At 73.3% G+C, this 26,325-nt stretch carries 28 protein-coding genes; 12 read left to right on the top strand and 16 right to left on the bottom strand.

Annotation, left to right across the window (positions count from 1 at the left end; translation table 11 throughout):
- Window positions 1–36: 36 nt before the first annotated feature.
- Entirely contained in the window at window positions 37–291 is a 255-nt protein-coding gene (locus MTP10_RS38820; protein WP_310716531.1) for a hypothetical protein, read from the bottom strand.
- A gap of 164 nt (window positions 292–455) precedes the next feature.
- Between MTP10_RS38820 and MTP10_RS38815 the strand changes: the two genes are divergently transcribed.
- Window positions 456–1,211, top strand: coding sequence for an NIPSNAP family protein (locus tag MTP10_RS38815; protein WP_310716529.1), 756 nt, complete (start codon window positions 456–458; stop codon window positions 1,209–1,211).
- Window positions 1,212–1,277: 66 nt separating this feature from the next.
- On the opposite strand, the gene MTP10_RS38810 is transcribed toward MTP10_RS38815, so the two are convergent.
- Entirely contained in the window at window positions 1,278–2,045 is a 768-nt protein-coding gene (locus tag MTP10_RS38810; RefSeq protein ID WP_310716527.1) for an SDR family oxidoreductase, read from the bottom strand.
- A gap of 60 nt (window positions 2,046–2,105) precedes the next feature.
- On the opposite strand from MTP10_RS38810, the gene MTP10_RS38805 reads away from it, so the two are divergent.
- Genes MTP10_RS38805 through MTP10_RS38790 form a run of 4 tightly spaced genes read left to right on the top strand, consistent with a single transcriptional unit; the run spans window position 2,106 to window position 5,416 of the window.
- Entirely contained in the window at window positions 2,106–2,843 is a 738-nt protein-coding gene (locus tag MTP10_RS38805) for an enoyl-CoA hydratase family protein (protein ID WP_310716526.1), read from the top strand.
- 26 nt (window positions 2,844–2,869) lie between these two features.
- Window positions 2,870–3,661, top strand: coding sequence for a CoA-transferase (locus MTP10_RS38800; RefSeq protein ID WP_310716569.1), 792 nt, complete (start codon window positions 2,870–2,872; stop codon window positions 3,659–3,661).
- Window positions 3,645–4,391: a CoA-transferase gene (locus tag MTP10_RS38795; protein ID WP_310716525.1), complete on the top strand. Its 747-nt coding sequence runs from the start codon at window positions 3,645–3,647 to the stop codon at window positions 4,389–4,391. The genes MTP10_RS38800 and MTP10_RS38795 overlap by 17 nt, the downstream gene beginning before the upstream one ends.
- Window positions 4,388–5,416 carry a nitronate monooxygenase gene (locus tag MTP10_RS38790; RefSeq protein WP_310716523.1) on the top strand — a complete coding sequence of 343 codons (1,029 nt, stop codon included), beginning with the start codon at window positions 4,388–4,390 and terminating at the stop codon, window positions 5,414–5,416. Before MTP10_RS38795 ends, MTP10_RS38790 begins: the two co-directional genes overlap by 4 nt.
- Before the next feature lie 76 nt (window positions 5,417–5,492).
- On the opposite strand, the gene MTP10_RS38785 is transcribed toward MTP10_RS38790, so the two are convergent.
- The 3 genes from MTP10_RS38785 to MTP10_RS38775 form a co-directional block, all read right to left on the bottom strand.
- Window positions 5,493–6,164 carry a pentapeptide repeat-containing protein gene (locus MTP10_RS38785; RefSeq protein ID WP_310716521.1) on the bottom strand — a complete coding sequence of 224 codons (672 nt, stop codon included), beginning with the start codon at window positions 6,162–6,164 and terminating at the stop codon, window positions 5,493–5,495.
- A 4-nt stretch (window positions 6,165–6,168) separates the two neighbouring features.
- A complete protein-coding gene (locus tag MTP10_RS38780) occupies window positions 6,169–7,662 on the bottom strand; it encodes a glycoside hydrolase family 3 N-terminal domain-containing protein (protein WP_310716519.1) in 1,494 nt (497 codons plus the stop codon).
- A gap of 63 nt (window positions 7,663–7,725) precedes the next feature.
- Window positions 7,726–8,877, bottom strand: a complete 1,152-nt coding sequence (locus MTP10_RS38775) for an acetyl-CoA C-acetyltransferase (protein ID WP_310716517.1) — start codon at window positions 8,875–8,877, stop codon at window positions 7,726–7,728.
- An 89-nt stretch (window positions 8,878–8,966) separates the two neighbouring features.
- On the opposite strand from MTP10_RS38775, the gene MTP10_RS38770 reads away from it, so the two are divergent.
- Both MTP10_RS38770 and MTP10_RS38765 read left to right on the top strand, forming a co-directional pair.
- Window positions 8,967–9,647 (top strand): TetR/AcrR family transcriptional regulator, encoded by a 681-nt coding sequence (locus MTP10_RS38770; RefSeq protein ID WP_397203532.1) that lies wholly within the window; start codon window positions 8,967–8,969, stop codon window positions 9,645–9,647.
- Window positions 9,644–10,336: a DNA alkylation repair protein gene (locus tag MTP10_RS38765; RefSeq protein WP_310716513.1), complete on the top strand. Its 693-nt coding sequence runs from the start codon at window positions 9,644–9,646 to the stop codon at window positions 10,334–10,336. The genes MTP10_RS38770 and MTP10_RS38765 overlap by 4 nt, the downstream gene beginning before the upstream one ends.
- 21 nt (window positions 10,337–10,357) lie before the next feature.
- Here MTP10_RS38765 and MTP10_RS38760 read toward each other — a convergent pair whose 3' ends face one another.
- Window positions 10,358–11,197, bottom strand: a complete 840-nt coding sequence (locus MTP10_RS38760; protein WP_310716567.1) for a LysR family transcriptional regulator — start codon at window positions 11,195–11,197, stop codon at window positions 10,358–10,360.
- A gap of 88 nt (window positions 11,198–11,285) precedes the next feature.
- On the opposite strand from MTP10_RS38760, the gene metE reads away from it, so the two are divergent.
- Window positions 11,286–13,481 (top strand): 5-methyltetrahydropteroyltriglutamate--homocysteine S-methyltransferase, encoded by a 2,196-nt coding sequence (gene metE, locus MTP10_RS38755; protein ID WP_310716511.1) that lies wholly within the window; start codon window positions 11,286–11,288, stop codon window positions 13,479–13,481.
- Here the strand turns inward: metE and MTP10_RS38750 are convergent.
- The 6 genes from MTP10_RS38750 to MTP10_RS38725 all read right to left on the bottom strand — a co-directional run bounded on the left by MTP10_RS38750 (window position 13,474) and on the right by MTP10_RS38725 (window position 19,252).
- On the bottom strand, window positions 13,474–14,319 hold the full coding sequence (locus MTP10_RS38750) for an aminoglycoside phosphotransferase family protein (RefSeq protein WP_310716509.1): 846 nt from the start codon (window positions 14,317–14,319) through the stop codon (window positions 13,474–13,476). The two genes, metE and MTP10_RS38750, sit on opposite strands and share 8 nt — an antisense overlap.
- 61 nt (window positions 14,320–14,380) lie before the next feature.
- Entirely contained in the window at window positions 14,381–15,298 is a 918-nt protein-coding gene (locus tag MTP10_RS38745) for a carbohydrate ABC transporter permease (RefSeq protein WP_310716506.1), read from the bottom strand.
- The gene (locus MTP10_RS38740; protein WP_310716505.1) at window positions 15,298–16,212 is read right to left on the bottom strand and encodes a sugar ABC transporter permease; all 915 of its coding nucleotides are present in this window, start codon (window positions 16,210–16,212) and stop codon (window positions 15,298–15,300) included. The genes MTP10_RS38745 and MTP10_RS38740 overlap by 1 nt, the downstream gene beginning before the upstream one ends.
- Complete coding sequence (ngcE, locus tag MTP10_RS38735; RefSeq protein ID WP_310716504.1) at window positions 16,212–17,627, bottom strand: N-acetylglucosamine/diacetylchitobiose ABC transporter substrate-binding protein; 1,416 nt, start codon at window positions 17,625–17,627, stop codon at window positions 16,212–16,214. Before ngcE ends, MTP10_RS38740 begins: the two co-directional genes overlap by 1 nt.
- A gap of 20 nt (window positions 17,628–17,647) precedes the next feature.
- Window positions 17,648–18,382: an SIS domain-containing protein gene (locus tag MTP10_RS38730; RefSeq protein ID WP_310716502.1), complete on the bottom strand. Its 735-nt coding sequence runs from the start codon at window positions 18,380–18,382 to the stop codon at window positions 17,648–17,650.
- On the bottom strand, window positions 18,383–19,252 hold the full coding sequence (locus tag MTP10_RS38725) for a MurR/RpiR family transcriptional regulator (RefSeq protein WP_310716500.1): 870 nt from the start codon (window positions 19,250–19,252) through the stop codon (window positions 18,383–18,385).
- 79 nt (window positions 19,253–19,331) lie between these two features.
- On the opposite strand from MTP10_RS38725, the gene MTP10_RS38720 reads away from it, so the two are divergent.
- Complete coding sequence (locus MTP10_RS38720; protein WP_310716498.1) at window positions 19,332–20,288, top strand: BadF/BadG/BcrA/BcrD ATPase family protein; 957 nt, start codon at window positions 19,332–19,334, stop codon at window positions 20,286–20,288.
- Window position 20,289: 1 nt separating this feature from the next.
- Here MTP10_RS38720 and MTP10_RS38715 read toward each other — a convergent pair whose 3' ends face one another.
- The 3 genes from MTP10_RS38715 to MTP10_RS38705 form a co-directional block, all read right to left on the bottom strand.
- On the bottom strand, window positions 20,290–21,207 hold the full coding sequence (locus MTP10_RS38715; protein ID WP_310716496.1) for a hypothetical protein: 918 nt from the start codon (window positions 21,205–21,207) through the stop codon (window positions 20,290–20,292).
- Window positions 21,204–21,731 carry a sigma-70 family RNA polymerase sigma factor gene (locus MTP10_RS38710; RefSeq protein ID WP_310716494.1) on the bottom strand — a complete coding sequence of 176 codons (528 nt, stop codon included), beginning with the start codon at window positions 21,729–21,731 and terminating at the stop codon, window positions 21,204–21,206. The genes MTP10_RS38715 and MTP10_RS38710 overlap by 4 nt, the downstream gene beginning before the upstream one ends.
- Before the next feature lie 87 nt (window positions 21,732–21,818).
- A complete protein-coding gene (locus tag MTP10_RS38705; protein WP_310716492.1) occupies window positions 21,819–22,889 on the bottom strand; it encodes a thiolase C-terminal domain-containing protein in 1,071 nt (356 codons plus the stop codon).
- A gap of 258 nt (window positions 22,890–23,147) precedes the next feature.
- Between MTP10_RS38705 and MTP10_RS38700 the strand changes: the two genes are divergently transcribed.
- Window positions 23,148–23,825: a MerR family transcriptional regulator gene (locus MTP10_RS38700; protein ID WP_310716490.1), complete on the top strand. Its 678-nt coding sequence runs from the start codon at window positions 23,148–23,150 to the stop codon at window positions 23,823–23,825.
- Between the two features lie 10 nt (window positions 23,826–23,835).
- Window positions 23,836–24,702, top strand: a complete 867-nt coding sequence (locus MTP10_RS38695) for an alpha/beta hydrolase (RefSeq protein WP_310716489.1) — start codon at window positions 23,836–23,838, stop codon at window positions 24,700–24,702.
- Here the strand turns inward: MTP10_RS38695 and MTP10_RS38690 are convergent.
- On the bottom strand, window positions 24,692–25,366 hold the full coding sequence (locus tag MTP10_RS38690) for a ThuA domain-containing protein (protein ID WP_310716488.1): 675 nt from the start codon (window positions 25,364–25,366) through the stop codon (window positions 24,692–24,694). The genes MTP10_RS38695 and MTP10_RS38690 overlap by 11 nt on opposite strands.
- A gap of 147 nt (window positions 25,367–25,513) precedes the next feature.
- On the opposite strand from MTP10_RS38690, the gene MTP10_RS38685 reads away from it, so the two are divergent.
- Window positions 25,514–26,275 carry an SDR family oxidoreductase gene (locus MTP10_RS38685; RefSeq protein ID WP_310716487.1) on the top strand — a complete coding sequence of 254 codons (762 nt, stop codon included), beginning with the start codon at window positions 25,514–25,516 and terminating at the stop codon, window positions 26,273–26,275.
- Window positions 26,276–26,325 lie beyond the last annotated feature (50 nt).

Below are 26,325 nucleotides of genomic sequence, written 5' to 3'. Positions count from 1 at the left end.
CGGGATGGGGTCGGATCCGGGACGGGCCAGGCCGGCTCAGTAGAAGACGTAGGTGATGACGGTGCTGCCGTTGGTCGCCGTCGTAGCGATGCCGTTGACGTTGTTGACGTTGGTGGAGCGGCCCCAGCCCTGGTTGGCCGCGCCGACGTCACCGAAGGTGTTGCCGGACTGCGAGGAGCCGGTGTTGCGACTCCAGTTGTCCGTCCAGGTGTCGGCGCTCGCGGGAGTGGCCAGCAAGGTGAGTGCGGCGGTCACCCCCGTGACGCAGACGACGCTCAGGCTCTTGATCACTATGGTTCGGCTCCTTCGCCGGTGAGTGGGCGGGCGGTCAGGCTGCGACCGATCCTATAACGTAGCGTTACTGATCCATAGCATAGCGTGATCAGAATTTTGCTCGGGTGTCGCGGGGGTTCACTGACGGAGGGTGTCAGCGACTCGGGGTTAACGTCGCCCGCATGATCTACGAACTGCGGCGCTACACCCTGCACCCCGGACGGCGCGACACGCTGATCGAGCTGTTCGAGCGAGAGTTCGTCGAGTCACAGGAGGCGGCGGGCATCGGCCTGGCGGGGCACTTCCGGGACCTGGACGCGCCGGACATCTTCTGCTGGATGCGGAAATTTCCGGATATGGAGGCTCGTCGGGTGGCCTTGGCCGCCTTCTACGGCGGCCCCGTCTGGAAGGCCCATCGCACGGCGGCCAACGCCACGATGATCGACTCCGACGACGTGTTGCTCCTGCATCCCGTTCCGACAGGACTGGCTGCCGGAGACAGCTCCACGTTCCCGGCGGACGATCCGTTCCCGGGCACGGCTTTCCCGCTCGCCGGACCGGCCGGCCTTACCGGGTCCGGCGCGCTTCCCGAGTCCGGACTTCCCACGTCTGTCTACGTCGCCACCGTGCACCACGTGCCGGAGGGCGTCGCGGGATTCCCCGCGTTCTTCGCCGAGCGGGTCTCGCCCGCCCTTGCCGGGGCCGGGATGCCGCCGATCGCGTGCTTCGAGACCGAGCACGCGGTCAACACCTATCCGGCGCTGCCCGTCCGGACCGGTGAGAACGTCTTCGTGTGGTTCGCCCGGTTCGAGCGGGAGGAGGACGCGGGCAAGGCCCACGAGGCACTGGAGATGGAGGCGGCCCTGCTGGAAGGACAGGTCGCGGGAGCGCCGCAGCGCTTCCGTCTCTCCCCTGCGGCCCGCTCCGCCCTCCGCTGACCGGCAAGCGGAGAAACGGGGCCACGGACCCCGGCGGCGGCCGGAGCGCGGGTGTGGCCGGGAGGGTCAGGATTCCGACGGGGCTCCGGCGGAGGGGGCGTGGCGCCAGGCCGGGATCTCACCGCCTCCGTGGACGTGGATCTCCGCGCCCGTGACGTACCCCGGGCTGCCGAGCCACAGACACACCCGGGCCACGTCCTCCGGTGTGGCCATGCGGCCCGCCGGGACCGTGGCGGCCACGGCCTCCTGCCCGCCCGCGTAGTGCTCCTCCGCGCTCTCCGTCGCGGCGAGTCCCACCACCACCGAGTTGACCCGCACTTCCGGCGCCCACTCCGCCGCCAGGCAGCGCGCCAGGTGGTGCAGGCCGGCCTTGGCGGCCCCGTACGCGGAGGTGCCGGGTGAGGGGCGGGTGCCGCTCGCGCTGCCGATCATGATGATGGCCCCGCCCGACGCCTTGAGCGGCGGGTACGCCTGCTGCGACACCAGCAGCGGCGCCGTCAGGTTGAGCTCGACGACCCGGGCGTGCAGGCGGGGCGAGGTGCCGTCCAGCGGCGCGTACGGGGGGCCGCCCGCGTTGTTGACGACGACGTCCAGCCGGTCGAGCCCGGAGACGAGGCGGGCGACGTCGTCCGGGTCGCGGACGTCGGCCCGCACGAACCGCACCCCGCCCGCGGCGCCGCCGGCCGCCCGGCCGAAGGAGGGCGGCGGGGTGCGGGCGCACGTCACGACCGTGGCGCCCGCCTCCAGGAACGCGCGGGCGATGCCGGCGCCGATCCCCTTGGTCCCTCCCGTCACGAGGACGACCTTGCCCGCGTAGTCGTAAGTCACCGTCACGAGTGCTACCGTACCAAGCAAGCGCTAGGACAAAGCAAGCGTACACACCCTGGGAGCGGGATGGGAATCACGCTGCGCGCCGGCCCGATCGCCGAGGTCGTCATGGAGGTCCCACCGGTCAACGCCCTCGCCGTCCGGCACTGGCACGACCTGGCGGACGCCCTCCAGCAGGCGGGGCAGGATCCCGCGACCCGGGTCGTGGTGCTGCGCGCCGAGGGGCGCGGGTTCAACGCGGGCGTGGACATCAAGGAGATGCAGTCCGCCGACGGCCATCGGGCGCTCGTCGGGGCGAACCGGGGCTGCCACGCCGCCTTCGCCGCCGTCTACGACTGCGCCGTGCCGGTGGTGGCCGCGGTCCACGGGTTCTGCCTGGGCGGCGGCATCGGGCTGGCCGGCAACGCGGACGTCGTCGTGGCCTCCGACGACGCCTACTTCGGGCTGCCCGAGGTGGACCGCGGGGCGCTCGGGGCGGCGACGCACCTGTCCCGGCTCGTCCCGCCGCACCTCATGCGGGCCATGGTCTACACGTGCCGCAACGTGACGGCCGCCGAGCTGCTGTCGTTCGGCTCGGTGCTGGACGTGGTGCCGCGCGAGGCGCTGCGGGAGGCCGCGCTGGAGGTGGCCGGGCGGATCGCCGCCAAGGACCCGTACGTGATCCGGCTGGCGAAGGAGTCGCTGAACGGCATCGACCCCGTGGACGTCAGGCGGAGCTACCGGTTCGAGCAGGGCTTCACGTTCGAGCTGAACCTCGTCGGCAAGGGTGACGAGCACCGCCAGCGCTTCATGGAGGGCTCATGAGCGGCGGCGCGGTCACAAGCAAGGTCATGAGCGTCGAGGAGGTCGTCGGCCGGCTGGAGAGCGGGATGACGATCGGGATCGGCGGGTGGGGGTCGCGGCGCAAGCCGATGGCCCTGGTCCGCGGCCTGCTCCGCTCCCCGCTGCGCGACCTCACGATCGTCTCGTACGGCGGGCCGGACGTGGGCATGCTGTGCGCCGCGGGCAAGGCGCGCAGGGTCGTCGCCCCGTTCGTGACGCTCGACTCCGTCCCGCTCGAACCCCACTTCCGCAGGGCCCGTCAGAGCGGGTCCGTCGCGTTCACCGAGTACGACGAGGGCATGTTCATGTTCGGGCTGCTGGCGGCGGCACACCGGCTGCCGTTCCTGCCGACCCGGGCGGGGCTGGGCTCGGACGTGATGCGGGTCAACCCGCACCTGCGGACCATCCGATCCCCTTACGACGACGAGCACGGCGACGGGGAGGAGCTGGTGGCCGTGCCCGCGCTCACCCTGGACGCCGCGCTGGTCCACCTGAACCGGGCCGACCGGCGCGGCAACGCCCAGTACCTCGGCCCGGATCCGTACTTCGACGACCTGTACGTCAAGGCGGCGACGAGCGCCTACGTGTCGTGCGAGCGGCTGGTGGACACCGCGGACCTGCTGAAGGAGGGACCGGTGCAGTCGCTGCTGGTCAGCAGGTCGATGGTGACCGGGGTGGTGGAGGCGCCGGGCGGGGCGGGCTTCACCGCGTGCGAGCCCGACTACGGGCGCGACGAGGAGGCGCAGCGGCGCTACGTGGAGACCCCCTGGGAGGAGTACACCCGTGGCGAGCAGGGCTGATGTGTGCGTGGTGGCGTGCGCCGAGGCGTTCAGGGGCGACGGCGAGATCCTCGCGGCCGGCATCGGCGGGGCCGTCACGGTGCTGGGGGCGCGCCTGGCGCGGCTGACGTTCGAGCCGGACCTGCTGACGCACGACGGCGTCTGCCTGCTCACCGGCGACGTGCCCGCGCTGGGCGAGGCGCCGGAGGTGGTCGAGGGGTGGCTGCCGTTCCGCGACCACCTGTGGCTGGTGCTGAACGGGCGGCGGCACGTGATGCTGGGCGCGAGCCAGATCGACCGGCACGGCAACTCGAACATCTCCTGCATCGGCGACTGGAGCCTGCCGAAGGCGCAGCTGCTCGGCGTGCGCGGCGCTCCGGGCAACACGCGCTGCGACCCGACGAGCTACTGGATCCCGCGCCACTCCCCCCGGGTGTTCGTGCCGGAGGTGGACGTGGTCAGCGGCGTCGGCACCGACAGGGGCGCGTACGAGCTGCGCCGGGTGGTGACGGACCTGGCCGTGCTGGACTTCGGCGGGCCGGGCGGCACGATGCGGCTGGTCTCCACGCATCCCGGGGTGAGTGTGCGGGAGGTGGTGGCGGCCACGGGGTTCGAGCTGGACGTGCCCGCCGGCGTGCCCGAGACCAGGGAGCCGACCGGCGAGGAGCTGGGGCTGCTGGACGAGGTGCTGGACCCGCGCGGGCTGCGCCACCGCGAGGTTCCGGAGCCGCGCACGGGTGCCGCCAGGTGAGGACCGCGCTGACCGACCTCGTCGGCTGCCGCCATCCGATCGTGCAGACCGGCATGGGGTACGTGGCGGGCGCCCGGCTGGCCGCGGCCACCTCCCGCGCGGGCGGCCTGGGGATCATCGCGGCGGCCACGATGTCGGTGGCCGAGATGACCGCGGCGGTCCGGGCCGTCAAGGAGCGCACCGACGCCCCGTTCGGCGTGAACATCCGCTCCGACGCCGACGACGCCGCCGAGCGGGTCGAGGTGATGATCCGCGAGGGGGTGCGGGTGGCCTCGTTCGCGCTCGCGCCGCGCAGGGAGCTGATCGCCCGGCTGAAGGACGCGGGCGTGGTCACGATGCCCTCGGTGGGGGCGCGGCGGCACGCGGAGAAGGTGGCCGCCTGGGGCGCCGACGCGGTGATCGTGCAGGGGGGCGAGGGCGGCGGGCACACCGGTCCGCTGGCCACCACACTGCTGCTGCCGCAGGTGGTGGACGCCGTGGACATCCCGGTGGTGGCCGCCGGGGGCTTCTTCGACGGGCGCGGGCTGGTGGCGGCGCTGGCGTACGGGGCGTGCGGGATCGCCATGGGGACGCGGTTCCTGCTGACCGGCGACTCCCCGGTGCCGGACCAGGTCAAGCGGCTCTACCTGGAGGCGGCCGACACGCTCGTCACCACCAAGGTGGACGGCGTGCCGCACCGGGTGCTGCGCACGCCGTTCGTGGAGTCGCTGGAGCGCTCGCGGCTGCTGCGCGCGGTGGTCAACGCGGCGCGGTTCAGGAGGCTGTCCGGGCTGCCGTGGGCCGCGATGATCCGGGAGGGGCGGCGCATGCGGCACGGCCGCGACCTGACCTGGGCGCAGGTGCTCCAGGCGGCGAACACGCCGGTGCTGCTGCGGGCGGCCATGGTGGACGGGCGCGGCGACCTCGGGGTGATGGCCTCGGGCCAGGTGGTGGGCGTGATCGGCGACCTGCCCTCGTGCGAGGAGCTGATCGGGCGGATCATGGCGGAGGCGGAAGCAGTCCTCAGGCGCATGCCCGGACCCTGAGACGGATCTCCGGGGCGGCGACGGCACGCAGATCGTCGTCGACCTGGCGCGGGCCGCCCGATGACCGTCCGGGGGTTCAGATCACGGTGATGCCACGGGCGGCCAGGATGACGGCCGCCTGCGCCGGGTTGACGATCGCGCCCGCGAGCGCCCGGAGCTTGGCGTCGTCGGGCTCGCCCAGGTCGGCGCCGCGCAGGTCGGCCTTGGCGAAGACCGTTTTCAGCAGCTTGGCGCCGCGCAGCCGGCTGTCGCTGAACGTCGCCCCGGTGAAGTCGCAGCCCGACAGGTCGGCGTCGTCGAAGCGCACGCCCTCGATGAGCTCGCCGCGCAGGGAGCAGCCGCCCAGGTTGGCCATGGTGAGGTTGGACTTGCCGACCTTGAACCCGGTGCCGCGCGAGGCGGTCAGCGACGCGCCGATCATGCGGCACCCGGTGAACGTGACGTCGCTCAGCAGCGCCCCGCCGAACCGGGCGGAGGCCAGGTCGACGTCGGTGAAGGAGGCGTCGACGAGGTCGGCGTCGTCGAAGCGCACACCCATCCCGCCGCCCCCGCTGAAGACGGCCCCGTCGAGGTCGGCCTTGCGGAAGTCGGCCGCCTCCAGCACGCACGACTCGAAGCGCGCGCCGCCGAGGTCCGCGCCGCGCAGGTCGGCGGCGGTCAGGTCGCAGCCGCGGAAGACGTGGACCTCTCCGGGGGCGAGCCGCTCGGTCAGCGCGGAGTGGGACAGGTCCTCGCCTTCGACGTCCATGGCGTCAGAGCCTACCGGTGATCACCTCGGCCGCGGCCCGGCCGCAGACCATCGCCGAGCCGTACGTGGCGATGTGGACGGCGCCGAGGTCGGAGCGCTGGGGCAGGCCCATCTCGACCACCACGGCGTCGGGACGGCCGCTGAGCAGGTGGCGCAGCGCCTGGGCCTGCCAGGCGTGGCGGTGCGCGTCGCGGACGACCACGACCAGCGGCCGCCCGGCGGCCCCGCGCAGCAGGTCCTCCAGGGCCGGGCCGGTGGCCTGCGCCGCGGCGAGCCGGGCCACGTCGGTGCCGGGCAGCAGGCGGGCCAGCGGCTCCCCCACGCCCCAGGGGGTGGCCTTGTCGATGGCCAGGTTCATCTCGGGGGCGAGCTCGACCACCAGGGGCGCGGCGGTGAGCGGCAGCACGGGCTCCGCGGACCTGCGGGTGACCCGGACGGCCCGGCGGGCGGCGGCCAGCCCGGCGTGCCCGTCGAGCGAGGGTGACGGCGGGGTGGTGGCGCTGCCCGGGGAGGCGGCCCAGGCGCCCAGCTCGCGGACCCTGCGAGCGGCGTCGGCCAGGCGCTCCTCGGGCAGCACGCCTTCGGTGACGGCGGTGGCGATGGCGTCGCGCACCCCGGTGGCGGTGGCCTCGTCGGCGTGCTCGCCGCCGACGCAGATCGCGTCGGCGCCGGCCGCGACGGCGCGGGCCGCCGCGCCGCCGATGCCGTACGCCCCCGAGACGGCGGTCATCTCGATGCCGTCGGTGACGATCATCCCGTCGAAGCCCAGCTCCTCACGGAGCAGCCCGGTGAGGATCTTGGGGCTGAGCGTGGCGGGCAGCCCGCCGTCGAACGACGGGACGAGCAGGTGCCCGGTCATGACCGCCTTGACCCCCTCGGCGATGACCTCGCGGAAGGGGCGCAGCGCGTCCTCGATCCCGCCGACCGCCACGACCGGCACGCCGTGGTGGGAGTCGACGGAGGTGTCGCCGTGGCCGGGGAAGTGCTTGGCGCACGCGGCCACCCCGGTGGACTGGAGCCCGCGGACGAACGCGCGGGCGTGCCTGGCGACGAGCGCGGGGTCGGCGCCGAACGACCGCAGCCCGATGACCGGGTTGTCGGGGTTGGAGTTGACGTCGGCAGACGGGGCGAAGTCGATGGTGACGCCGGCCGCGGTGAGCTGGGCGCCCAGGTCGCGGGCGAGGGCCTCGGTCAGCGCCACGTCGTCCACGACGCCGAGCGCGTAGCCGCCGGGGCGGCTGCTGCCGGTGCCCACCTCCAGCCTGGTCACCTCGCCCGACTCCTCGTCGGTGCCGACGAGCGCCAAGGGGTTCTCGGCGCGCAGGGCGGCGGTCAGAGCGGCGACCTGGTCCGGGCCGGCGATGTTGCGGGAGAACAGCACCACGCCGCCCAGCCCCTGGGCAAGCCTGCGGCGGAGCCAGTCGGGAGGGGTCGTCCCCTCGAATCCCGGCATGACGACGGCGTCGGCCAGGCGTAGCAGGTCAGCGCTGATGGGCATGACCCGCAATCTAATAGGAAAGTTTCCTATTTGCTAGTGGCATTTTCGGCCGTGGGAGAGCCGTCAGAGTCGCTCCAGGATGGTGACGTTGGCCTGGCCCCCTCCCTCGCACATGGTCTGCAGGCCGTACCTGCCGCCGGTGCGCTCCAGCTCGTGCAGCAGCTTGACGGCCAGCACGGCGCCGGTCGCGCCGAGCGGATGGCCGAGCGCGATGGCGCCGCCGTTGGGGTTGACGCGGGCCGGGTCGGCGCCGGTCTCCTTGACCCAGGCCAGCACGACCGAGGCGAACGCCTCGTTGATCTCCACGACGTCCATGTCCCCGATCGCCATCCCGGCCCTGCGCAGCGCGTACGCGGTGGCGGGGATCGGCGCGGACAGCATCATGACGGGATCGGCGGCGCGCACCGACAGGTGGTGGACGCGGGCGCGCGGCGTCAGCCCGTGCTCCCGCACGGCCCGCTCCGAGGCGACGAGCAGGGCGGCGGCGCCGTCGGAGATCTGCGAGGCGAGCGCGGCGGTGAGCCGGCCGCCGTCCACGAGGGTCTTCAGCGCGGCCATCCGCTCCGGGCTGGTGTCGCGGCGCGGCCCCTCGTCGGCGGCGACGCCCTCGTACGGGGCGATCTCCCGGGCGAAGCGGCCCTCGTCGGCGGCGGCGATCGCCCGCCGGTGCGAGGCGTAGGCGTACGCCTCCATCTCCTCCCGTGAGACGTCCCACGCGGCGGCGATCTGCTCGGCCCCGGCGAACTGCGACACCTCCCGCGCGCCGTACCGCTCGCTCCAGCCCTTGGAGCCGGAGAAGGGCGTGGCGTGGCCGAGCGGCACGCCCGCGAGCATCGCGGAGGAGATGGGGACCATGCTCATGTTCTGCACGCCGCCCGCCACCACGAGGTCGGCGGTGCCGGACAGGACGGCCTGCGCGGCGAAGTGCAGGGCCTGCTGCGAGGAGCCGCACTGGCGGTCGACCGTGACGCCCGGCACCTCCTCGGGCAGCCCGGCGGCCAGCCAGCAGGTACGGGCGACGTCGCCGGCCTGCGGCCCGATGGTGTCCACGCAGCCGAAGACCACGTCCTCCACCGCGGCCGGGTCGGCGCCGGTGCGCGCCATCAGCTCCTTCAGCACGTGGGCGCCGAGGTCGGCGGGGTGGGCGCGGGCCAGGCCGCCGTTCCTGCGCCCGACCGGGGTCCTGACCGCGCCGACGATGTAGGCCTCGTTCACCCCTGCATCGTAGCAAGCGCTTGGTCGCATCGGGAACGCCGGATGAGCAGGCACACTTCCGTGAACAAGCGATTGTCCCAGGGCCCATAATGGAGAGCGTGACAACGCGTAAGAGCTCCAGCTCCACCACGGCCGCTCCCGCCAAGCGCCAGCGCGCGACGTCCTCGGGGTCGGCCTCCGAGCGCCGCGACCACCTGGTCAAGCTCGCGGCGGAGATCTTCGCACGCAAGGGTTTCCAGGCCACGACCGTACGAGAGATCGCCACAGAGGCGGGCATTCTCTCCGGAAGTCTCTACCACCACTTCGACTCCAAGGAGACGATCGTCGACGAGGTGCTGTCCACCTTCCTCGACGACCTCATCGCCCGCTACCGCGCCGCCCTCGAATCGGGCTCCGACCCGCGCACGGTGCTGTCGGAGATGGTGCGCATCGGCTTCGGCACGCTGGAGCCGCACCGTGCCGCGATCACCGTCATGCAGAACGACTGGAACTACCTGCGCCAGTTCGAGCGGTTCAACTACCTCGTCAAGGCCGAGGACGAGGTCGAGCAGATGTGGGTGGCGCAGATCAAGGCCGGCCAGGCGGCCGGGCAGTTCCGCGCCGACGTGGATCCCAAGCTGACCTACCGGATGATCCGCGACACGATCTGGGTGGCGGTGCGCTGGTTCCGTCCCGGCGGGCGGCTCAACACGACGGGGCTGGCCGAGCACTACATCATGGTGCTCTTCGACGGCCTGGCCACCGGCGAGCGCAGCAGCCAGCAGGGATGAGCGCTCCCGAGACGGTCCGGGCCGCGGTGCGCGCGGCGCTGCGGGAGGCGGCCGAGCCCGCCAAGGCCCCGCTCATGCAGGCGTACATGAAGTCCGCGATGCCGTTCCTCGGCGTCCAGGCGGCGCCGCGGCGGGCCGCGCTCAAGCGCGTCTTCGCCGGTCACCGCATGGCCACCGCGCCGGAGTGGCGGCACGCCGTGCTCGCGCTGTGGCGCGAGGCCGAGTACCGCGAGGAGCGCTACGCGGCGATCGAGCTGACCGGCCACGCGCACTACCGCGAGTTCCAGACGCTCTACACGGTGCCGATGTACGAGGAGATGATCGTCAGCGGCGCCTGGTGGGACCTGGTCGACGAGCTGGCCACGCACCGGATGGGCGGGCTGCTGGCCGCGTTCCCCGGCGCGATGCGGCCCCTGGTGCTGGAGTGGGCGCACGCCGACGACCTGTGGAAGCGGCGCACGGCCATCCTGTGCCAGAACCGGTTCAAGCACCGCACCGACACCGCCCTGCTCTACGCCTGCATCGAGCCGAGCCTGTCCGACAACGACTTCTTCGCCCGCAAGGCGATCGGGTGGGCGCTGCGCGAGTACGCCAAGACCAACCCGGACGAGGTCGTCCGCTACGTACGCGCCAAGGGCATCAGCGGCCTCAGCCGCCGCGAGGCGCTGAAGAACCTGCCGGTCGCCTGACGCCCTCCGGACCGGGGGGCGTCAGCGCGTCCACAGGGCGTCCTGCACGGCCTGCACGAGCGCCATCAGCTCGGGCGTGACCCGCTCCCGCGACCAGGCCAGCCCGTAGGTGATCCGCAGGTCGCCCGCCACCAGCGGGACGAACGTCACGTCGTCGCGGCGCACCGCCCGCACCAGGAGCTGCGGCGCGGGCAGCAGCCCCGCGCCGGCCGCGACCAGGTCGAGCGCCGCGGCGAAGTCGTCGCCGGGCACCGCCCGCGGCCGGCCCTGCAGCCCCGGCCACGGCCGCCCGCCCGGCGCCAGCACCGTGCGGCCGGCCAGGTCCTGGGGCATGACGCGGGGACGCGCGGCGAGGGGATGCCCGGCGGGGACCGCCACATGGTCCACGGAGACGTGGAAGCGGGCCCCGGTGACGAACTGCGCGGGCGCCGGGATGGCGAGCACCGCGGCCGACACCTCTCCCCCGGCCAGAGCCGCGGACGCCTCGGCGCGGCCGGCGACGCGCAGTTCCACGCCGATGGGCGGGGTGCGCGCGGCCAGCCTCCGGGCGACGCGGGCGGCCAGCGAGCCGATGAGCGGTGGATAAGCGAGGTGAATGGACGGCCTGGCCAGTCGCGCCGCCTCCGCCGAGAACGCCGACGCCGCCTCCAGCACCTGCTCCGCGTACGGCAGCAGCGCCCTGCCCTCCGCCGTGAGCCGCACGGCCCGGGCGCTGCGCTCGAAGAGGCGGACGCCCGCCGCGCGCTCCAGCCGGGTGATCGCCTGGCTCATGGCCGGCTGAGACATGCCGAGGTCGGCGGCGGCCCCCGAGAAGCTGAGCCGGTCCGCCACCCGGGCGAAGCACTGGATCTCACGGAGCATAAGCGTCACGAATCCATGGTGCACCCATCGGGGGGCAGCGGGCACGATTCCCGGCATTGATCACGCCACGACGACGCAGGGAGCAGACATGTCCGTGCCGCCCGCCTTTCCCCGATCCACCGTGCTGGGTTATCCCCGCATCGGCCCGCGCCGGGAGCTGAAGCGCGCGCTGGAGGCGTACTGGGACGGCCGCTCGACCCGTGAGGAGCTGGACCGCGTCGGCGCCGAGCTGCGCGAGCGGACCTGGCGCCGCCTCGCCGAGCTGGGGCTGGAGGCGCTGCCGTCCAACACCTTCTCCCTCTACGACCACGTGCTCGACACGGCGGTGCTGCTGGGGGCGGTGCCGACGAGGTACCTGGACGCGGAGGACCCCTACTTCGCCATGGCCCGCGGCACGGACGGGCTGGCGCCGCTGCGGATGACGAAGTGGTTCGACACCAACTACCACTACATCGTGCCGGAGGTGGGCCCGGACACCGTCTTCGCGCTGGACGCCGCCAAGCCGCTCGGCGAGGTGCGGGAGGCGCGGGCGCTGGGCCTGGAGACCCGGCCCGTGGTGGTGGGCCCGGTGACGTTCCTGCTGCTGTCGGAGCGGGGCGCGGCGGCGCTGGACCGGCTCGGCGACGTGCTGGCCTGCTACGAGGAGCTGCTGACGCGGCTGGCCGCCGAGGGGGTGGCGTGGGTCCAGCTCGACGAGCCCGCGCTGGTGACCGACCTCGGGGCCGCCGAGCTGGCCGCGGTACGGGAGGCGTACGAGCGGCTGGGAGCCGTCGCGGGGCGGCCCGGACTGCTCGTCGCCGCCCCCTTCGGCGACCTGGGCGAGGCGCTGCCGGTGCTGGCGGCCACCCCGGTGGAGGCGCTCGGCCTGGACCTGGTGCGCGGGCAGCTGGTGCGCGACGGCCTGGCCGGCGTCGCTGCGCTGGCCGGCAAGACCGTGGTGGCGGGCGTGGTGTCCGGGCGCGACGTGTGGCGCACCTCGCCGGAGCGGGCGGCGCACGCGCTGCGGACGGTCCGCGAGCACGCCGCCCACGTGGTGGTCGGCACGTCCTGCTCGCTGCTGCACGTGCCGTACGACGTGGAGGCCGAGACCGGCCTGGACCCGGCGCTGCGGGCGCGGCTGGCGTTCGCCGAGCAGAAGGTCGCCGAGGTGGTCGAGCTGGCGCGCTCGGCCTGGGACGGCCCGGCCCCGGCCGCGCCGTCGGTGCCGCTGGCCGTGCCCGTCCCGGCCGGCGAGCGGGCGCCGTACTCCGTGCGGGCCGCCGCGCAGGCCGAGCGGCTGGGGCTGCCGGCGCTGCCGATCACGACGATCGGGTCGTTCCCGCAGACCGGCGAGCTGCGAGCCGCCCGCGCCGCCGTCGCGGCGGGGACGCTGCCGCAGGAGGAGTACGAGCGGCGGGTCGAGGCGGAGATCGAGCGGGCCGTCCGGACCCAGGAGCGGCTCGGCCTCGACGTCCTCGTCCACGGGGAGCCGGAGCGCAACGACATGGTGCAGTACTTCGCCGAGCACCTGGACGGCTTCGCGGTCACCCGCGAGGGCTGGGTCCAGTCGTACGGCTCCCGCTGCACGAGGCCCCCGATCCTGCACGGCGACGTCGGCCGGCCGGCGCCCATCACGGTCCGTTGGGCCCGCCACGCGCAGTCGCTGACGGACCGGCCGGTCAAGGGCATGCTCACGGGCCCCGTCACGATCGTGGCCTGGTCGTTCGTCCGGGACGACCTGCCGCTGCGCGACGTGGTGTTCCAGGTGGCGGAGGCGATCCGGCAGGAGGTGCGGGACCTGGAGGCGGCCGGGGTGCCGGTCATCCAGGTGGACGAGCCGGCGCTGCGGGAGCTGCTGCCGCTGCGGCGCGCCTCCCGGGCGGACTACCTGGAGTGGGCCGTCGCCGCGTACCGCCGGGCCACCTCGGGCGCCGGCGAGGCCACGCAGATCCACACGCACCTGTGCTACTCGGACGCCGACCAGATCCTCACCGCGATCGACGGCCTGGACGCGGACGTCACCACGGTGGAGTCGGCCCGGTCGGGCGGGCGCATCCTCGGCGCGGTCGGCGGGTTCGGGCGCGGGCTCGGGCCCGGGGTGTACGACATCCACTCGCCGCGGGTGCCGGGCGCCGAGGAGGTCGAGCGGCTGCTGCGCGAGGCGCTGAAGGCGCTGCCGGCCGGGCGGCTCTGGGTGAACCCGGACTGCGGGCTGAAGACGCGCACGTACGAGCAGGTCGAGGCGGCGCTGGCGAACGTGGTGGACGCCACGCGCCGCCTGCGCGCGGAGCTCAGCCTCAGCTGAAGGTGCGGACCAGATGGGCGAGGGCCGCGTCCGCGTAGTGCCGGGGGCCCGTGCTCAGGCCGTAGGCCAGGTCCTCGATGAGGGCGCACCGCGCGTAGAAACGGACCCTGGCCCGGTCGTCCTCGCCGAGGCCGCCGTCGTAGTGGGCCGCGGTCGCCTCGAACATCTCCGGGCCGAGGTCGCGGTAGATCCGGGCGAAGTCGTGGGCCGGGTCGGTCAGCGCCGCGTCGGTCCAGTCGATGACGCCCGTCAGCAGGCCCGTCTCCGGGTCGGCGAGCAGGTGCTCGGTGCCGAGGTCGTTGTGGCAGAAGCGCACGGTGTCCGTCTCGGCGGGCACCGGGGCGCGCAGGAACGCCTCCACCAGCGGGCGATGCTCCTCCGGCACGTGCGACTCCACGTCGCGGTAGTCCTGGCCGGCGTCCTGGAGCAGCGTCGGCGCTGGGTAGTGGTCGGGCGGGGCGAGCTCGGCCAGCCCGTCGGCCGGGGCGGCGTGCAGGGCGCTGAGGAAGGCTCCCAGGGGCTCGGCCAGCCGGCCCGGGTCGGGCACCGGGCTCAGGTTGAGCGGCCGGCCGGGCAGCTTGCGGTAGGCGATGACGGCGGCCTCCGGGTCGCTGAAGACGACCTCGGGCACCGGCAGCGGGGAGATGGCGCGCACGGCGGCGAGCAGCGCGGCCTCGCGCCGGGTGGCGTCGCCGTCGGCGACCTTGGCCCCCCGGACGATCAGCTCGCCGTCGACCTCGTACACGACGTTGTCCAGGCCCTCGCCGAGCCGGACGATGGAGCGGACCTCGTGGCCGGGCAGATGGCGGGCCAGCAGCGCGCGGATGTCGGCGATCACACCCGCAGCCTAGGGCCGCCGCGCCCGGCAGGCGAGGGTCCCCGCGAGTCCTGTCACACGGTCACTTCAGCGCCCCGGCGGTCAGCCCGGCCTGGATCTGCCGCTGGAAGATCGTGTAGACGACCAGCATGGGCAGGATGGCCAGGGTCAGGGCGGCGAACAGCGCCGACCAGTCCTGGTCGTAGCCCGCGGCGGTGGAGATGTCGGCGATGCCCTGGGTGAGCACCCACTTGTCGCGCTCCTGGAGCAGCACCAGCGGGAGCTGGTACTGGTTCCACTGGCCGAGGACGTTGAAGATGGTGACGCTGACGATGCCGGGCCTGGCCATGGGCAGCATGATCTGGAAGAACACGCGGGTGTGCGAGGCGCCGTCCACCATGGCCGCCTCCCCGACCGCCGTCGGCAGCGTCCGGAAGAAGGCCGCCAGGAAGAACACGGTGAACGGCATCGAGTACGCGATGTAGACGAGCACCAGCCCGGCGTGGGTGTTGAGCCCGATGAACGGCCCGAGCACCGGCACGTTGCCCATGTTCTGCACCACGAAGAACAGCGGGGTCAGCGCCAGGTACACGGGAAAGGCCAGCCCGGAGACGAACAGCAGGTAGAAGGCCCGGTTGCCGCGGAAGGAGTAGCGGGCCAGCACGTAGGCCGCCATGGACCCGACCAGCATGGTGCCGAACGTACTGAACGACACCACGATGACGCTGTTGAGCGTGTACTGCCCGATGTGCGCCTGGTCCCAGGCGCGGGCGAAGTTGTCCCATCGCAGGGTCGCCGGCAGCGACCAGGCGTCGCCGAAGATCTCGTCCTCGCTCTTGACCGAGGCGAGGAACGTCCACAGGATCGGCACCACGACCAGCACGGTCCACACCAGCAGCGCCACGTGCGACAGCACGCTCAGCGGCCCGAGCTGTCGCCGGCGCTCCCGCCGCGCCTCCCGGCGCGAGGTGGTGACCGTCCCCGAGGTCATCGTTGTCATCAGTACTCGATTCGTTCGCGCCTCGACAGGCGCAGCGAGATGATCGCGAAGCCGACGGTGAAGAAGAACATCACGACGCCGAGCGCGGAGGCGTAGCCGAAGCGGAAGTACGAGAACGCGTTGCGGTAGATCTCGGCCGCCATGACCGTGGTGGAGAAGTCCGGCCCGCCGTGCTGGTCCGTCATCACCCACACGACCGCGAACACGTCCAGCGCCAGGATGCCCAGGTACACCCACGCCACCTGGACGGTGTCCCACAGCAGCGGCAGCGTGATGCGGAAGAACAGGCTCCCCCGCCCGGCCCCGTCGATCTGGGCCGCCTCGAACATGTCGCGCGGGATCGAGGCCAGCCCGGCGGAGAAGAGCACCACGTAGAACCCGACGGCCTGCCAGACCATGACGCCGAGCACCGACCAGAAGGCGACGTCCGGGTTGGACAGGAACCCGACCGGCTTGGTCCCGAGCGCCATCAGCGGCCCGTTCAGCATGCCGCTGCCGTCCGGCCGGAACACCTGCTGGAACAGCACCGCCACCACAGCCACGGCCAGCACCTGCGGGAAGAAGAAGATCACCCGGTAGAGCTTCGACCCCCTGATCCCGCTCAGGCCGCCGCTGCCCCCGCCCACGTTGAGCAGGAAGGCGAAGAACAGCGCGATGACGATCGTCAGCAGCGGCAGCAGCACGAGCAGCGCCGCGTTGTGCCGCACCGCCTTCCAGAAGATCCCGTCGGAGAACAGCCGGGCGAAGTTCTCGAACCCGATGAAGCGCGGCGTGGCGCTCACGCCCCGCCAGTCGGTCATCGCGATGTAGAACGCCTGGATGTACGGGGAGATGACGTACACCAGGTAGAGCGTCACCGGGGCCGCGAGGAACGCGGTGATGAACAGCCCGCGGCGGTAGCGCTGGAACACCATCAGCGCTTGAACTTCTTGATCGAGGAGTCGCCCTTGATCTCGTCGGCCTTCTTCTGCAGGCGCTCCAGGTACTTGTCGGGGGTGAGACCGCCGGTCATGAGCTCGCCGGTGGCGGCGACGGCCTCGTCCTTCAGCTGCGCGTACCAGGTCTGCCAGCGGTAGGTGACGGTGTTGGCGCCCGCGGCGGTGACGGCCTTGGACGCGCTCGCCGCGCCCGGGGACAGCTGCCGGCCCTCGCCCGCGCCCTTGACGACCGAGACCGTCCGCACCAGCTCGCTGAAGTCGCCGGCCGCCTTCTTCGACAGCATGGCCCGCAGGTACTCGATGCCGCCCTGCGGGTTGGCGCCCTTGGCAGGGACGATGAAGTTCTCGCCGGGCGAGGTGTGCAGGGTCCCGTACGGCATCTTGTCGGAGCCGGTGAAGTCGGGCAGCGGGAACATGCCGTACTCGAAGTCGGCGGGCGTGGTCGACTTCTGCTCGTTCTCCAGCCACGACCCGGAGGGCAGCATGGCCACCTTGTACTTGTTCTGCGCGGTCTGGGTCTGCACGTGGTCGAGGCCGGCGGTGCCCTCCATGAGGTACTTGGCGCCGATCTCCGCCCAGGCGGCGGCCGACTGCTTCATCGGCTCGCTGGTCCAGGCGCCGTCCTCCAGGTTGTCGATGTTGATGAGGACCTCCGGCCCGCCGATCTTGGCGGCCAGGGTCAGCAGCGGCTCGTAGAGGTACTGCGGGAACTTACCGGCGTAGGTGAACGGGGCCATCTCGCCGGACTTCTTGATCGTGTCGCAGAGCTTGGTGAACTCGTCCCAGGTCTTCGGCACCTGCCAGCCCTTGTCACGGAAGACCTTCTGGGAGTACCAGATGCCGAAGATGTAGTTGACGTAGCCGAGCACGCTGAAGGTGCCGTCGTAGGTGCCGATCTCGACGACGGCCGGGTCCAGCAGGTCGCGCACCTTGGTGTTCGGGTCGTCCCAGCTCGGCGCGTCGAGCAGCGGGCCCAGGTCGTGGAGCTGGCCGTCCTGGGCGAGGGCGCCGAAGTCCATGGCGTTGGCGCCGGAGTTGTCGATGACGTCCGGCGGGTTGCCGCCGGCGAAGCGGGGCTGCAGGACCTTGGTGATCTCCTTGGTGGACTCGACCTTGATCTGCGCCTGCGGGTACTTGCTCTTGTACAGCGGCTGGTGGATGTCCTTGGCGTAGGCGGTGCCGAAGCCGCCGTCGAAGATCCAGACCTCCAGCGGCTTGTTCGCCGCCACGCCGAACGGGTTGGCGGCGCTGGTCGCGACCGGCGCCGCCGACGAGGAGGCCGGCGTCTTGGACGCCGGGGTGGCGCAGGCGGCGAGCGCGCCGGCCACGGGGACGAGCGCCGCGCTCCGGAGGAGCTGGCGCCGGGTGATGTTCTGGGGGGTGTTGGACATGATTGCTGTACTCCTGACTTTCAGGCTCCGCGTCTGATGCGCCCCGCGTAGCGGCTCTCCAGGGCCTTGTTGTGCTCGTCGCCGCCGGTCACGTTGACCGACAGGTAGATGGGCGGAGCCTCTCCGAGCGCCGCCATCCGCTCCACCGCCTCGGTGACGACCATCTGCGCGAGCAGCGCCGAGGTGATCGTGGAGACCGCCCCGTACGTGCCGCCGCCCGGCAGCTCCAGGACGGCGTCCCCGTACGGGGAGCCGTTGTCGAGCACGACGTCGGCCAGGTCGAGCAGCCGGCGGCCGGACGGGTGGCGCGAGGTCATCCGGGTGCTGTGCTCGACCGAGGTGATGGCGATCAGGGGGTGGCCGCCGTCCTTGACGATCGTGGCCAGCTCCACCACCGTGCCGTTGACGCCCGAGCTGGAGATCAGCACGAACACGTCCTGCGGCGCCACCGGGGCGAGGTCGTAGATCCGCCGGGCGATCGCGGGGTCGCGCTCCAGCTCGGGGGTCAGCACGCCGGGCGGCTCCCCGCCGTACAGGACGAGGTCGCGCGGTGAGAGCCGGTTGCTGGGCACCAGCCCGCCGGCCCGGCCGGCGATCTCCATGGCGATCGCCTCGGAGTGCCCCGAGCCGAAGGCGTTCACCACGCCGCCGGCCCGCAGCGCGGCGACGAGCAGCCCCGCCGCCCGGCCCACGGGCTCCGCCTGCGTCTCGGCCACCCGCTGCGCCAGCTCCAGGGCCTTGGTCGCGTACGTCATTCAGCCTCTCTCCACCCGGTGGCTCTCCACGGCTCTGATGGTCCGCTCGAACGCCTCGTTGGTGCGCTCGTAGGTGCGCTGGGCGACCGCCACGTAGACGGCGTCCAGCACGAACAGCTGCGAGTGGACGGCGGCGAGCCCGCCGAGCCGGAACGTGGTCTCCCGGCTGGCCGTCGTGAGCACCAGGTCGGCCAGGTCGGCCAGCGGCGAGCGGGCGAAGGAGGTGACGGCGACCGTCGTCGCGCCGTGGCTGCCGGCCTCGGCCAGCGCCTCCATCACCTCCCGGGTGCGGCCCCGGTGGCTGATGCCGAGCGCGAGGTCGCCCTCGCCCAGCAGCGCGGCGTCCGACAGCGCGACGTGCGCGTCGCCCGCGCTCCAGCACGGGATGCCGATGCGGCGCAGCCGGCCTTCGAGCATGGTGGCGACGTTGCCGCTGGTGGAGACGCCGACGAGCAGCACGCGTGAGGCGGCGACGACGGCGTCGGCCACCCGGGCGACCGTCTCGGAGTCGAGCTGGGCGGCGGTGTCCTGGATGAGGCGGGCGTCGGCGGCGGCCATGACCTCGATGGCCGAGTCGAGGGGGTCGTCCGGGCCGATCTCGTGGCCCACGCCCGCGCCCCAGCCCGCCTGCGCGGCCCGGCCGGTCTCGGTGGCCAGCGCCACCCTCAGCTCGGCGTAGCCGGAGAAGCCGAACGCGCGGCAGAACCGCGTGACGGTGGCGGGCGAGCTGCCCGCCCGTTCGGCGAGCGCGATGATCGTCGACCGGGCGGCCTCGGCGGGATCACCGAGGATCACCTCGCCGACCCGGCGCAACGCCTCCGGCAAACCGGGCAGTTCTGTTTCGACGCGCCCGAGGGCTCCTGAAGTCACGAATATTCCTTCCGAATACTCGGTCTTCTGGCGAAAATTATTCTTGCTTACCGGTCGCGTCAAGACCCAGAATCGGACCGTGACGAACTCGTTCGTGATCGGGGTGGACGCCGGCGCCACCTCCACCCGGGTGGCGGTGCACGCTCTGGACGGGTCCCGCGCCGGCTACGCCCGGGCCGGCGCCGGCAACCCCAGCGCCCACGGCCTCGGCAAGGCGGTCGCGGCGATCGGCGACGCCCTCGGGCGGGCGCTCGACGGCCTGGACCCCTCACGGGTGGTGGCCTCCCAGGCGGGCGTGGCCGGACAGGTCGCGGAGCTGGGCCCCGAGCTGGCCAAGGTGTGGGCCGGCCACGGCGTCGCCACCGGGCCCCGGGTGACGGGCGACGTGGTGATCGCGTACGTGGCGGGCACGCCCGAGCCGTCGGGCTCGCTGCTGCTGTCGGGCACCGGCGCGGTGGCCGCCCGCGTCACCGGCCACGAGCTGGCGGCCATCGCCGACGGGCTCGGCTGGCTGCTGGGCGACGCGGGCTCCGGCTTCTGGATCGGCCGCGCCGCGGCCAAGGCGGTGGTCGCGGCCCTCGACCGGGGCACGCGCGAGGGGCCGCTGGTGGAGCTCGTCCTGGAGGACTTCCTGGGCGCGCAGCGGGGCGCCACGCCGCGCGCCGACGCCGACCGGATCGTCCGGCTCGCGCAGGCCGGCCACATGCGGCTGGCGTCGCTGTCGGCGCTGGTGAGCCGGGCCGCCGCGGCGGGCGACCCGATGGCCGTCGAGATCGTCCGCGAGGCGGCCGGTCACCTGGCGGCCACGGTGGGGCGCGTCCACGTGTCCGGGCCGGTCGTGCTGGCCGGGAGCGTGCTGACCAGCGACGGGCCCGTCCGGCAGGCGGTGTGCGCCCTGCTGGCGGACCGGGAGGTGGCGACGGCACGCGACGCGGCGGGCGCGGCGGCCTGGCTCGCGGCCCGCGACCTGCTGCCGCCGGAGCGGGCACGTGAGCTGCACCCGCTCTTCACCGCCGCGCCCTCCGCCGTCGCCTGAGTCACTCGCTCGTGTCCTGCCGGGGCTTGGGACCGCCGTAGACCGGGTTCTTCGCCACCCGCTTCTCCGACACGAGCAGGCGCACGACGCCCTCCTGATGCGCCTCGGCCTCCCAGACGATCCAGTCGCCCCCGACCTTCTCCGACTGCCTGGCCGGGTTCATGCCGTAGCCGTCGCCGCCGGGGTTCGGCTCGATGATCTGGAACACCGCCTTGAGGCCGCGCCTGCGCACCTCCGCGAGGACCTCGCGCACCGGGCGCTCGTCCACGCGGACTCCGGCCAGCATCCCGCCCTTCCTCGTGGCCGGGCCGTGCGACTGGTACACCTCGCCGGGCCTGGCCGGGCGGCCGAACTTGAGCGTGCCGTGACCGGTGAAGCCCTCCTCCACGCTGACGACCATGAAGCAGCCCTCCTGACCGATCGTGCACCCCTCGGGCTCGGCGCCGCCGCCGATGGCCTTGTCGTTCGTGTCCTGGCCGCCGAACTGGACGATCTCGCCGACGCGGTCGGGTGTGACGGGCACGAGCTCCATGTCGAGGTCCACGCCCACCGCCCGGAACGCCTCCCCGTACAGGGCGTGGTCGGCGAACGGGTCACGGACCTTGGCGATCCACGAGCCGCCGCGCCGCTCGATCTCGATGGCGGAGTTGGCGTAGGAGGTGGCGGGGCCCGAGCCGGTGTCCACGAAGCTGGGGCCGATCACGATCGCGGCGGCGAGTGCGGCGGCCGCCAGCGTGCCCACGACCATGGGCCTGGTGCGCAGCCGCCCCCTCCCGGCGCCGGGCACGGTGGCCGGGTCAAGGAGGTCGGCCGGATCGGTGGCCGTGACGGAGGCCAGCAGCGCCCGCGCCCCCGCGCCGGACGCCCGGCCGGCCAGCTCCTCGTCGCGGACCCGGGCCAGGTCGCTGAGCTCGTTCATACAGCCTCCACGGCGAAACGGTGGGCGTTGACACCGGCGACGGCGAGCGCCTTGGAGAAGCGCTTGCGCGCCCGGTGCAGGCGGATGCGGACGGCGTTGCGGGAGCAGCCGAGCACCTGGGCGATCTCCTTGCTGCCGAGCCCCTCCCAGGCGACCAGGGACAGCAGCTCCCGGTCGTCCTCGGACAGCCCCGCGAAGGCGCGGGTGATCACACTCAGCTCGGCCCGCGCCTCCGGCGAGTGGCCGTAGAGGTCGGCCACGTCGTCGTCGAGCGCGACGAGGCGCCACCGGGCCGCGCCGCGGCGGTGGTTGGCCAGCACGTTGCGGGCCACGCCGTACAGCCACAGCCGGGCCTCGTCACCGGGCGGCAGCGCGTCGACGCGGCGCCAGGCGACGGCGAACGTCTCGGACACCACGTCGGCCGCGTCCTCCGGCGAGTCGCAGCGGCGCACGGCGTATCCGAGGATCTGCTCATATGTCTGCTCATATACGGCCTCGAACCGGGTTTTCCGGTCGTCATCCACGGGCGGTCCCCATGGTCGGCCTCCTGTGTCAGGGGATGATGGAACATCCCCTTCATGTCGGGAGATCCCCGAGCATTTCAGGATTTTTCATGAAGTCAGGATCGCGGCGCTGCCGTAGCCGCCGCCGAAGCCCGTCACCAGCGCCGCCTCGCGGCCGGCGCGCAGCTCCCGCACGGCCTGCGCCACGTTGTTGAGGCCGTGCACGTACCCCTCCGACAGCAGCCCGCCGTGCGGGTTCACCCACGCGTGCCGGCGCTCCAGCAGGTACGCGCCGAGGTCGGCCCGCTCGACCAGGCCGAAGTCCTCCAGTTGCCGGGGCACCAGCCACGAGTAGGCGTCGTAGGGCAGCGCCGCGTCCACGTCCGAGGGCCGCATGCCCGACGCCTCCCACAGCATGGGCGCCACGTACGCCGAGAAGATCGCCGTGACGTCGGGCGCGCGGTCCATCGCCGAGCAGCCCGGTCCTCCCCCGCGCACCACGGCCCGCACGCGCGGCCCGCCGAGCACCCCGCTGACCAGCAGCGCGCACGCGCCGTCGGTCTCCTGGCAGCAGTCGGCGGCGCGCAACGGCGTGCAGACGTACGGCTTGGCCAGGTAGCCGCCGAGGTCCAGCGGCTCCCGGCGCAGCGCCCGGGGGTTGGCCGCGGCGTTGTCGCGCGACTGGGCGACGACCGCGTGCAGGTGCTCCTCGGTGAGGCCGGTGTCGTGCAGGTAGCGGGTGGCGGCCAGGGCGAACAGCGGGATCGGCCCGGCCATGCCGTACGTGAAGCGCTCCTGCGGGCCGGTGGAGACGGTGTTCATGCGCCTGCCGGAGCGGCCGTTGAGCGCCCGGTAGACGAGGACGTTGCGGGCCAGCCCGGCGTGGACCAGCATCGCGGCGTCCCCGAGGATCGAGGCGGCCTGCGTGCCGCCGCCGGCGATGTCGTTGTGCCAGCCCAGGCGCTCGATCCGGAGCGCGCGGGCGACCTGGACGACCGGCGCCGAGTCGTTCATGTGGTAGCTGAGGACGGCGTCCACCTCGGCGGGCGCGACGCCGGCGTCGGCGCAGGCGGCACGGCACGCCTCGACCGCCTGGTCCAGCACGGTGCGGCCGGACTCGCGCGTCAGCGCGGTCATCCCCACTCCCGCCACGGCCGCGCGTCCGGCGAACGGCTGCATGGACGTCCTCCCAGACGCGGCGGGTGCGGGTCGCGGGTGGTGCGGTCGCCCGCCGGGACGGGGCGCGATCCGGACCGGCGGGCGACGTCTGCGGTGCTCGCCGACACGCTAACGCGCCATCGTTCTTTAGACAAGCGCTTGCTCGGCAATCTCGGCCTGTCATGCGGGCCGATGCCAGGCCCATGCCAGGCCGACGCGGACGACCTGGCGCATGCGGCACGGACCTTCGCCCGAACTGGATAGCGCTATTGTCCAAGGATGCGCATCTCGGAGCTGAGCGCCCGTTCCGGCGTGGCCATCGCGACGATCAAGTACTACCTGCGTGAGGGCCTGCTGCACCAGGGCGAGCAGCTCGCCGCCACCCGCGCCGAGTACGACGACTCCCACCTGCGCCGGCTGCGGCTGATCCGGGCCCTGCTGGAGATCGGCAGGCTGCCCGTGGCCGCCATCAAGCAGGTGGTCGAGGCCGTGGAGGACGAGACGCTGCCCGTGCACCGGGTGCTCGGCACCGCCCACTACGCGCTCGGCCCGGCCGTCGAGCCCGAGCCCGGCGAGTTGTGGGAGACCGCCCTGGCCGAGAGCGACCGGCTCGTCGCCGAGCAGGGCTGGACGCTCACGCCGCACGCCCCCACCCGCGCCGAGCTGGCCCAGACGCTCGTCACGCTGCGCCGGCTCGGCATGTCCACCGACCTGAAGCGCTTCGCCGACGCCGCGGGACGCATCGCCGAGGACGACATGGACACGATCCCGTTCGACGGCCCCCGGGAGAGCGCCGTGGAGGCGCTGGTGCTGGGCACGGTCCTGTACGGCAGGGCGCTCGACACGCTGCGCCGCATGGCCCACGAGTCGGAGTCCGCCCGCCGTTTCGGCACCGGCCCGGACCACGATGCCTCCGAGGAGGCCGGCGAGACGGATCGAGGCCCGGCGCAGGGGTAGGAGCGCCCCCATGTTCGATGACTTCACGACAGGCAGGATCGACGTGGGCGAGGCCGAGCTGTTCGTCCGGCACGGCGGCGCCGGCAGCCCGGTGCTGCTGCTCCACGGCCACCCCCGCACCCACGCCACCTGGCACCGGGTGGCGGCCGAGCTCGCCCCCCACCACACCGTGGTCTGCCCCGACCTGCGGGGCTACGGCCGCTCCTCCAAGCCCCCCACCACCGCCGACCACGAGCCGTACTCCAAGCGGGCGATGGCCCGCGACATGATCGCCCTCATGCGGGAGCTGGGCCACGAGCGGTTCGCCGTCGCGGGCCACGACCGGGGCGCGTACGTCGCCCACCGGCTGGCCGTGGACCATCCCGACGCCGTCAGCCGGCTCATCGTCCTGGACGCGGTGCCGATCGGCGAGGCGCTGGCCCGCTGCGACGCCGGGTTCGCCGCGAGCTGGTGGCACTGGTTCTTCCTCGGCCAGACCGACAAGCCCGCCGAACGGGTCATCAACGCCGACCCGGACGCCTGGTACCGGTACACGGCCGAGCACATGGGCCCCGAGGCGTACGAAGACCTGCGCAGGGCGCTGCACGACCCGGAGGTGGTGCACGCCATGTGCGAGGACTACCGGGCGGGCCTGGGCGTCGACCGTGACGCCGACGACGCGGCGCGGGCGGCCGGGCGGCGGGTGCGCTGCCCGATGCTGTTCCTGTGGGGCTCCAAGGACGACATGGAGGACCTGTACGGCGACCCGCTGGCGGTCTGGCGGTCGTGGGCCGACGACGTGCGCGGGCACCCCGTGGACAGCGGCCACCACATGGCGGAGGAGATCCCCGGCGAGCTGGCCCGCGAGATCGGGGACTTCCTGCGCCCTACTCGCTGACCGTGACCGGCCGTTTCAGCAGCCACAGCGCGGCCCGCCGCAGCAGCGTGCGGTGGATCTCGTTGTCGTAGGAGCGGGTGTCGTGGCCGAGCGCGTCGTAGACCACGCGCCCCCGCCGTACCGGCCGCGCCCACACGAGAGGCTGCCCGTCGGCGGAGGCCAGCGGCCGCACGTCGGGCAGCACCTCCAGGTCGCTGTAGACCTCGTCCACCACGTCGAAGTCGCGCAGCCCCTCCACGATCGGATGCTCACCGCTCACCCGCACCCCGGTCCAGCCGAGCGGCGGGTGGTGCGACTTGGGCCAGGTCCAGCAGCCGCCCAGCACGCGCGGCCAGCCCTGCCAGTCGTCGAAGCAGATGGACGCGGCGTGCATGCCGAGCAGACCGCCGCCGCGCTCCAGGTGGTCCAGCAGCGTCGTGCGGGCCTGCGCGGGCAGCTCGAAGCGCCACTGGTCGCGCAGGTCGGCGAAGCGGTCCTGGTCCATCCGCCAGCGCAGCGCGTTGACGGTGATGAGCTGCGTCTCGGAGGGCTCACTGAGCGCGCCGGCGATGTCCTCGGTGATCTCCGACTCGATCCCGACCTCCGCGAGCGTCTCGGCGATGGCGGCCGAGGTGGCGTCGAAGTCGTGGAACGGGCCTCCTGACAGGATCAGATTTCTCGCCATCGCCCAAGCCCATCACTTCTGCCCCACCTTTTCCACCCGTCCTGCTCGCCCGAAACCGTCACATCGGGGCTCGCCGGCCCGTCCGGGCGCCTGCGACCGGCCTGACCTGCCGCGGTCCCGGCCGCCCGAGCTCCTATAGTCGGCCTCATGGATCTCGGTATCGAGGGCAAGGTGGCACTCGTCACGGGCGGCAGCGCGGGCATCGGCCTGGCCGCCGCCAGAAGCCTGGCGCGGGAGGGATGCGACGTCTGCGTGGCGGCCCGCGACCCCGAGCGGCTGGCCGACGCCGTGGTGGCGCTCCAGGAGTTCGGCGGCGTGGTGCACGCCGTGCTCGCCGACGTGGAGGACCCGACCGCCGCCGCCCGCGTGGCGGCCGAGACGCGTGACGTGCTGGGGCCGGTGGACATCCTGGTGGCCAACGCGGGCGGGCCGCCCGCCGGCCGGTTCACCGAGAAGGGCCTGGACGAGTGGGAGGTGGCCATCCAGCGGAACCTGCTGGGCACGGTCCGCCTGATCCACGCGGTGCTGCCCGACATGCGCTCGCGCGGCTGGGGCCGGATCGTCACGGTCACCAGCCGGTCGGCGCGCGAGGCGCTCGACGGCCTGGCCCTGTCCAACGCCACCCGCTCGGCCGTCGCCGGCATCGTCCGCACGCTGGCCCGCGAGGTCGGCGGCGACGGCGTGCTGGTCACCAACGTGATGCCGGGCCCGATCGCCACCGACCGGCTGCGCGAGCTGGCGGGCGGCGACGAGGCCCTGGCGGGGCGGGCCGCGCAGGTGCCGGTGGGCCGCATCGGCCGGCCGGAGGAGGTGGGCGACGTGGTGGCGTTCCTCGCCAGCGAGCGGGCCTCGTTCGTCAACGGCGTCTCGCTGCTGGTGGACGGCGGCGAGAGCCGGGTCATCGCCTGACAGCGGCCCTCGGAGGTCCACCGGCGCCGACGTGCCGGTGGGCCGGTTTC

The organism is Nonomuraea sp. 3-1Str, assembly GCF_031570565.1.
Classification (GTDB): Bacteria; Actinomycetota; Actinomycetes; order Streptosporangiales; family Streptosporangiaceae; genus Nonomuraea.
This window is presented reverse-complemented; position numbering and strand designations above follow the sequence as displayed.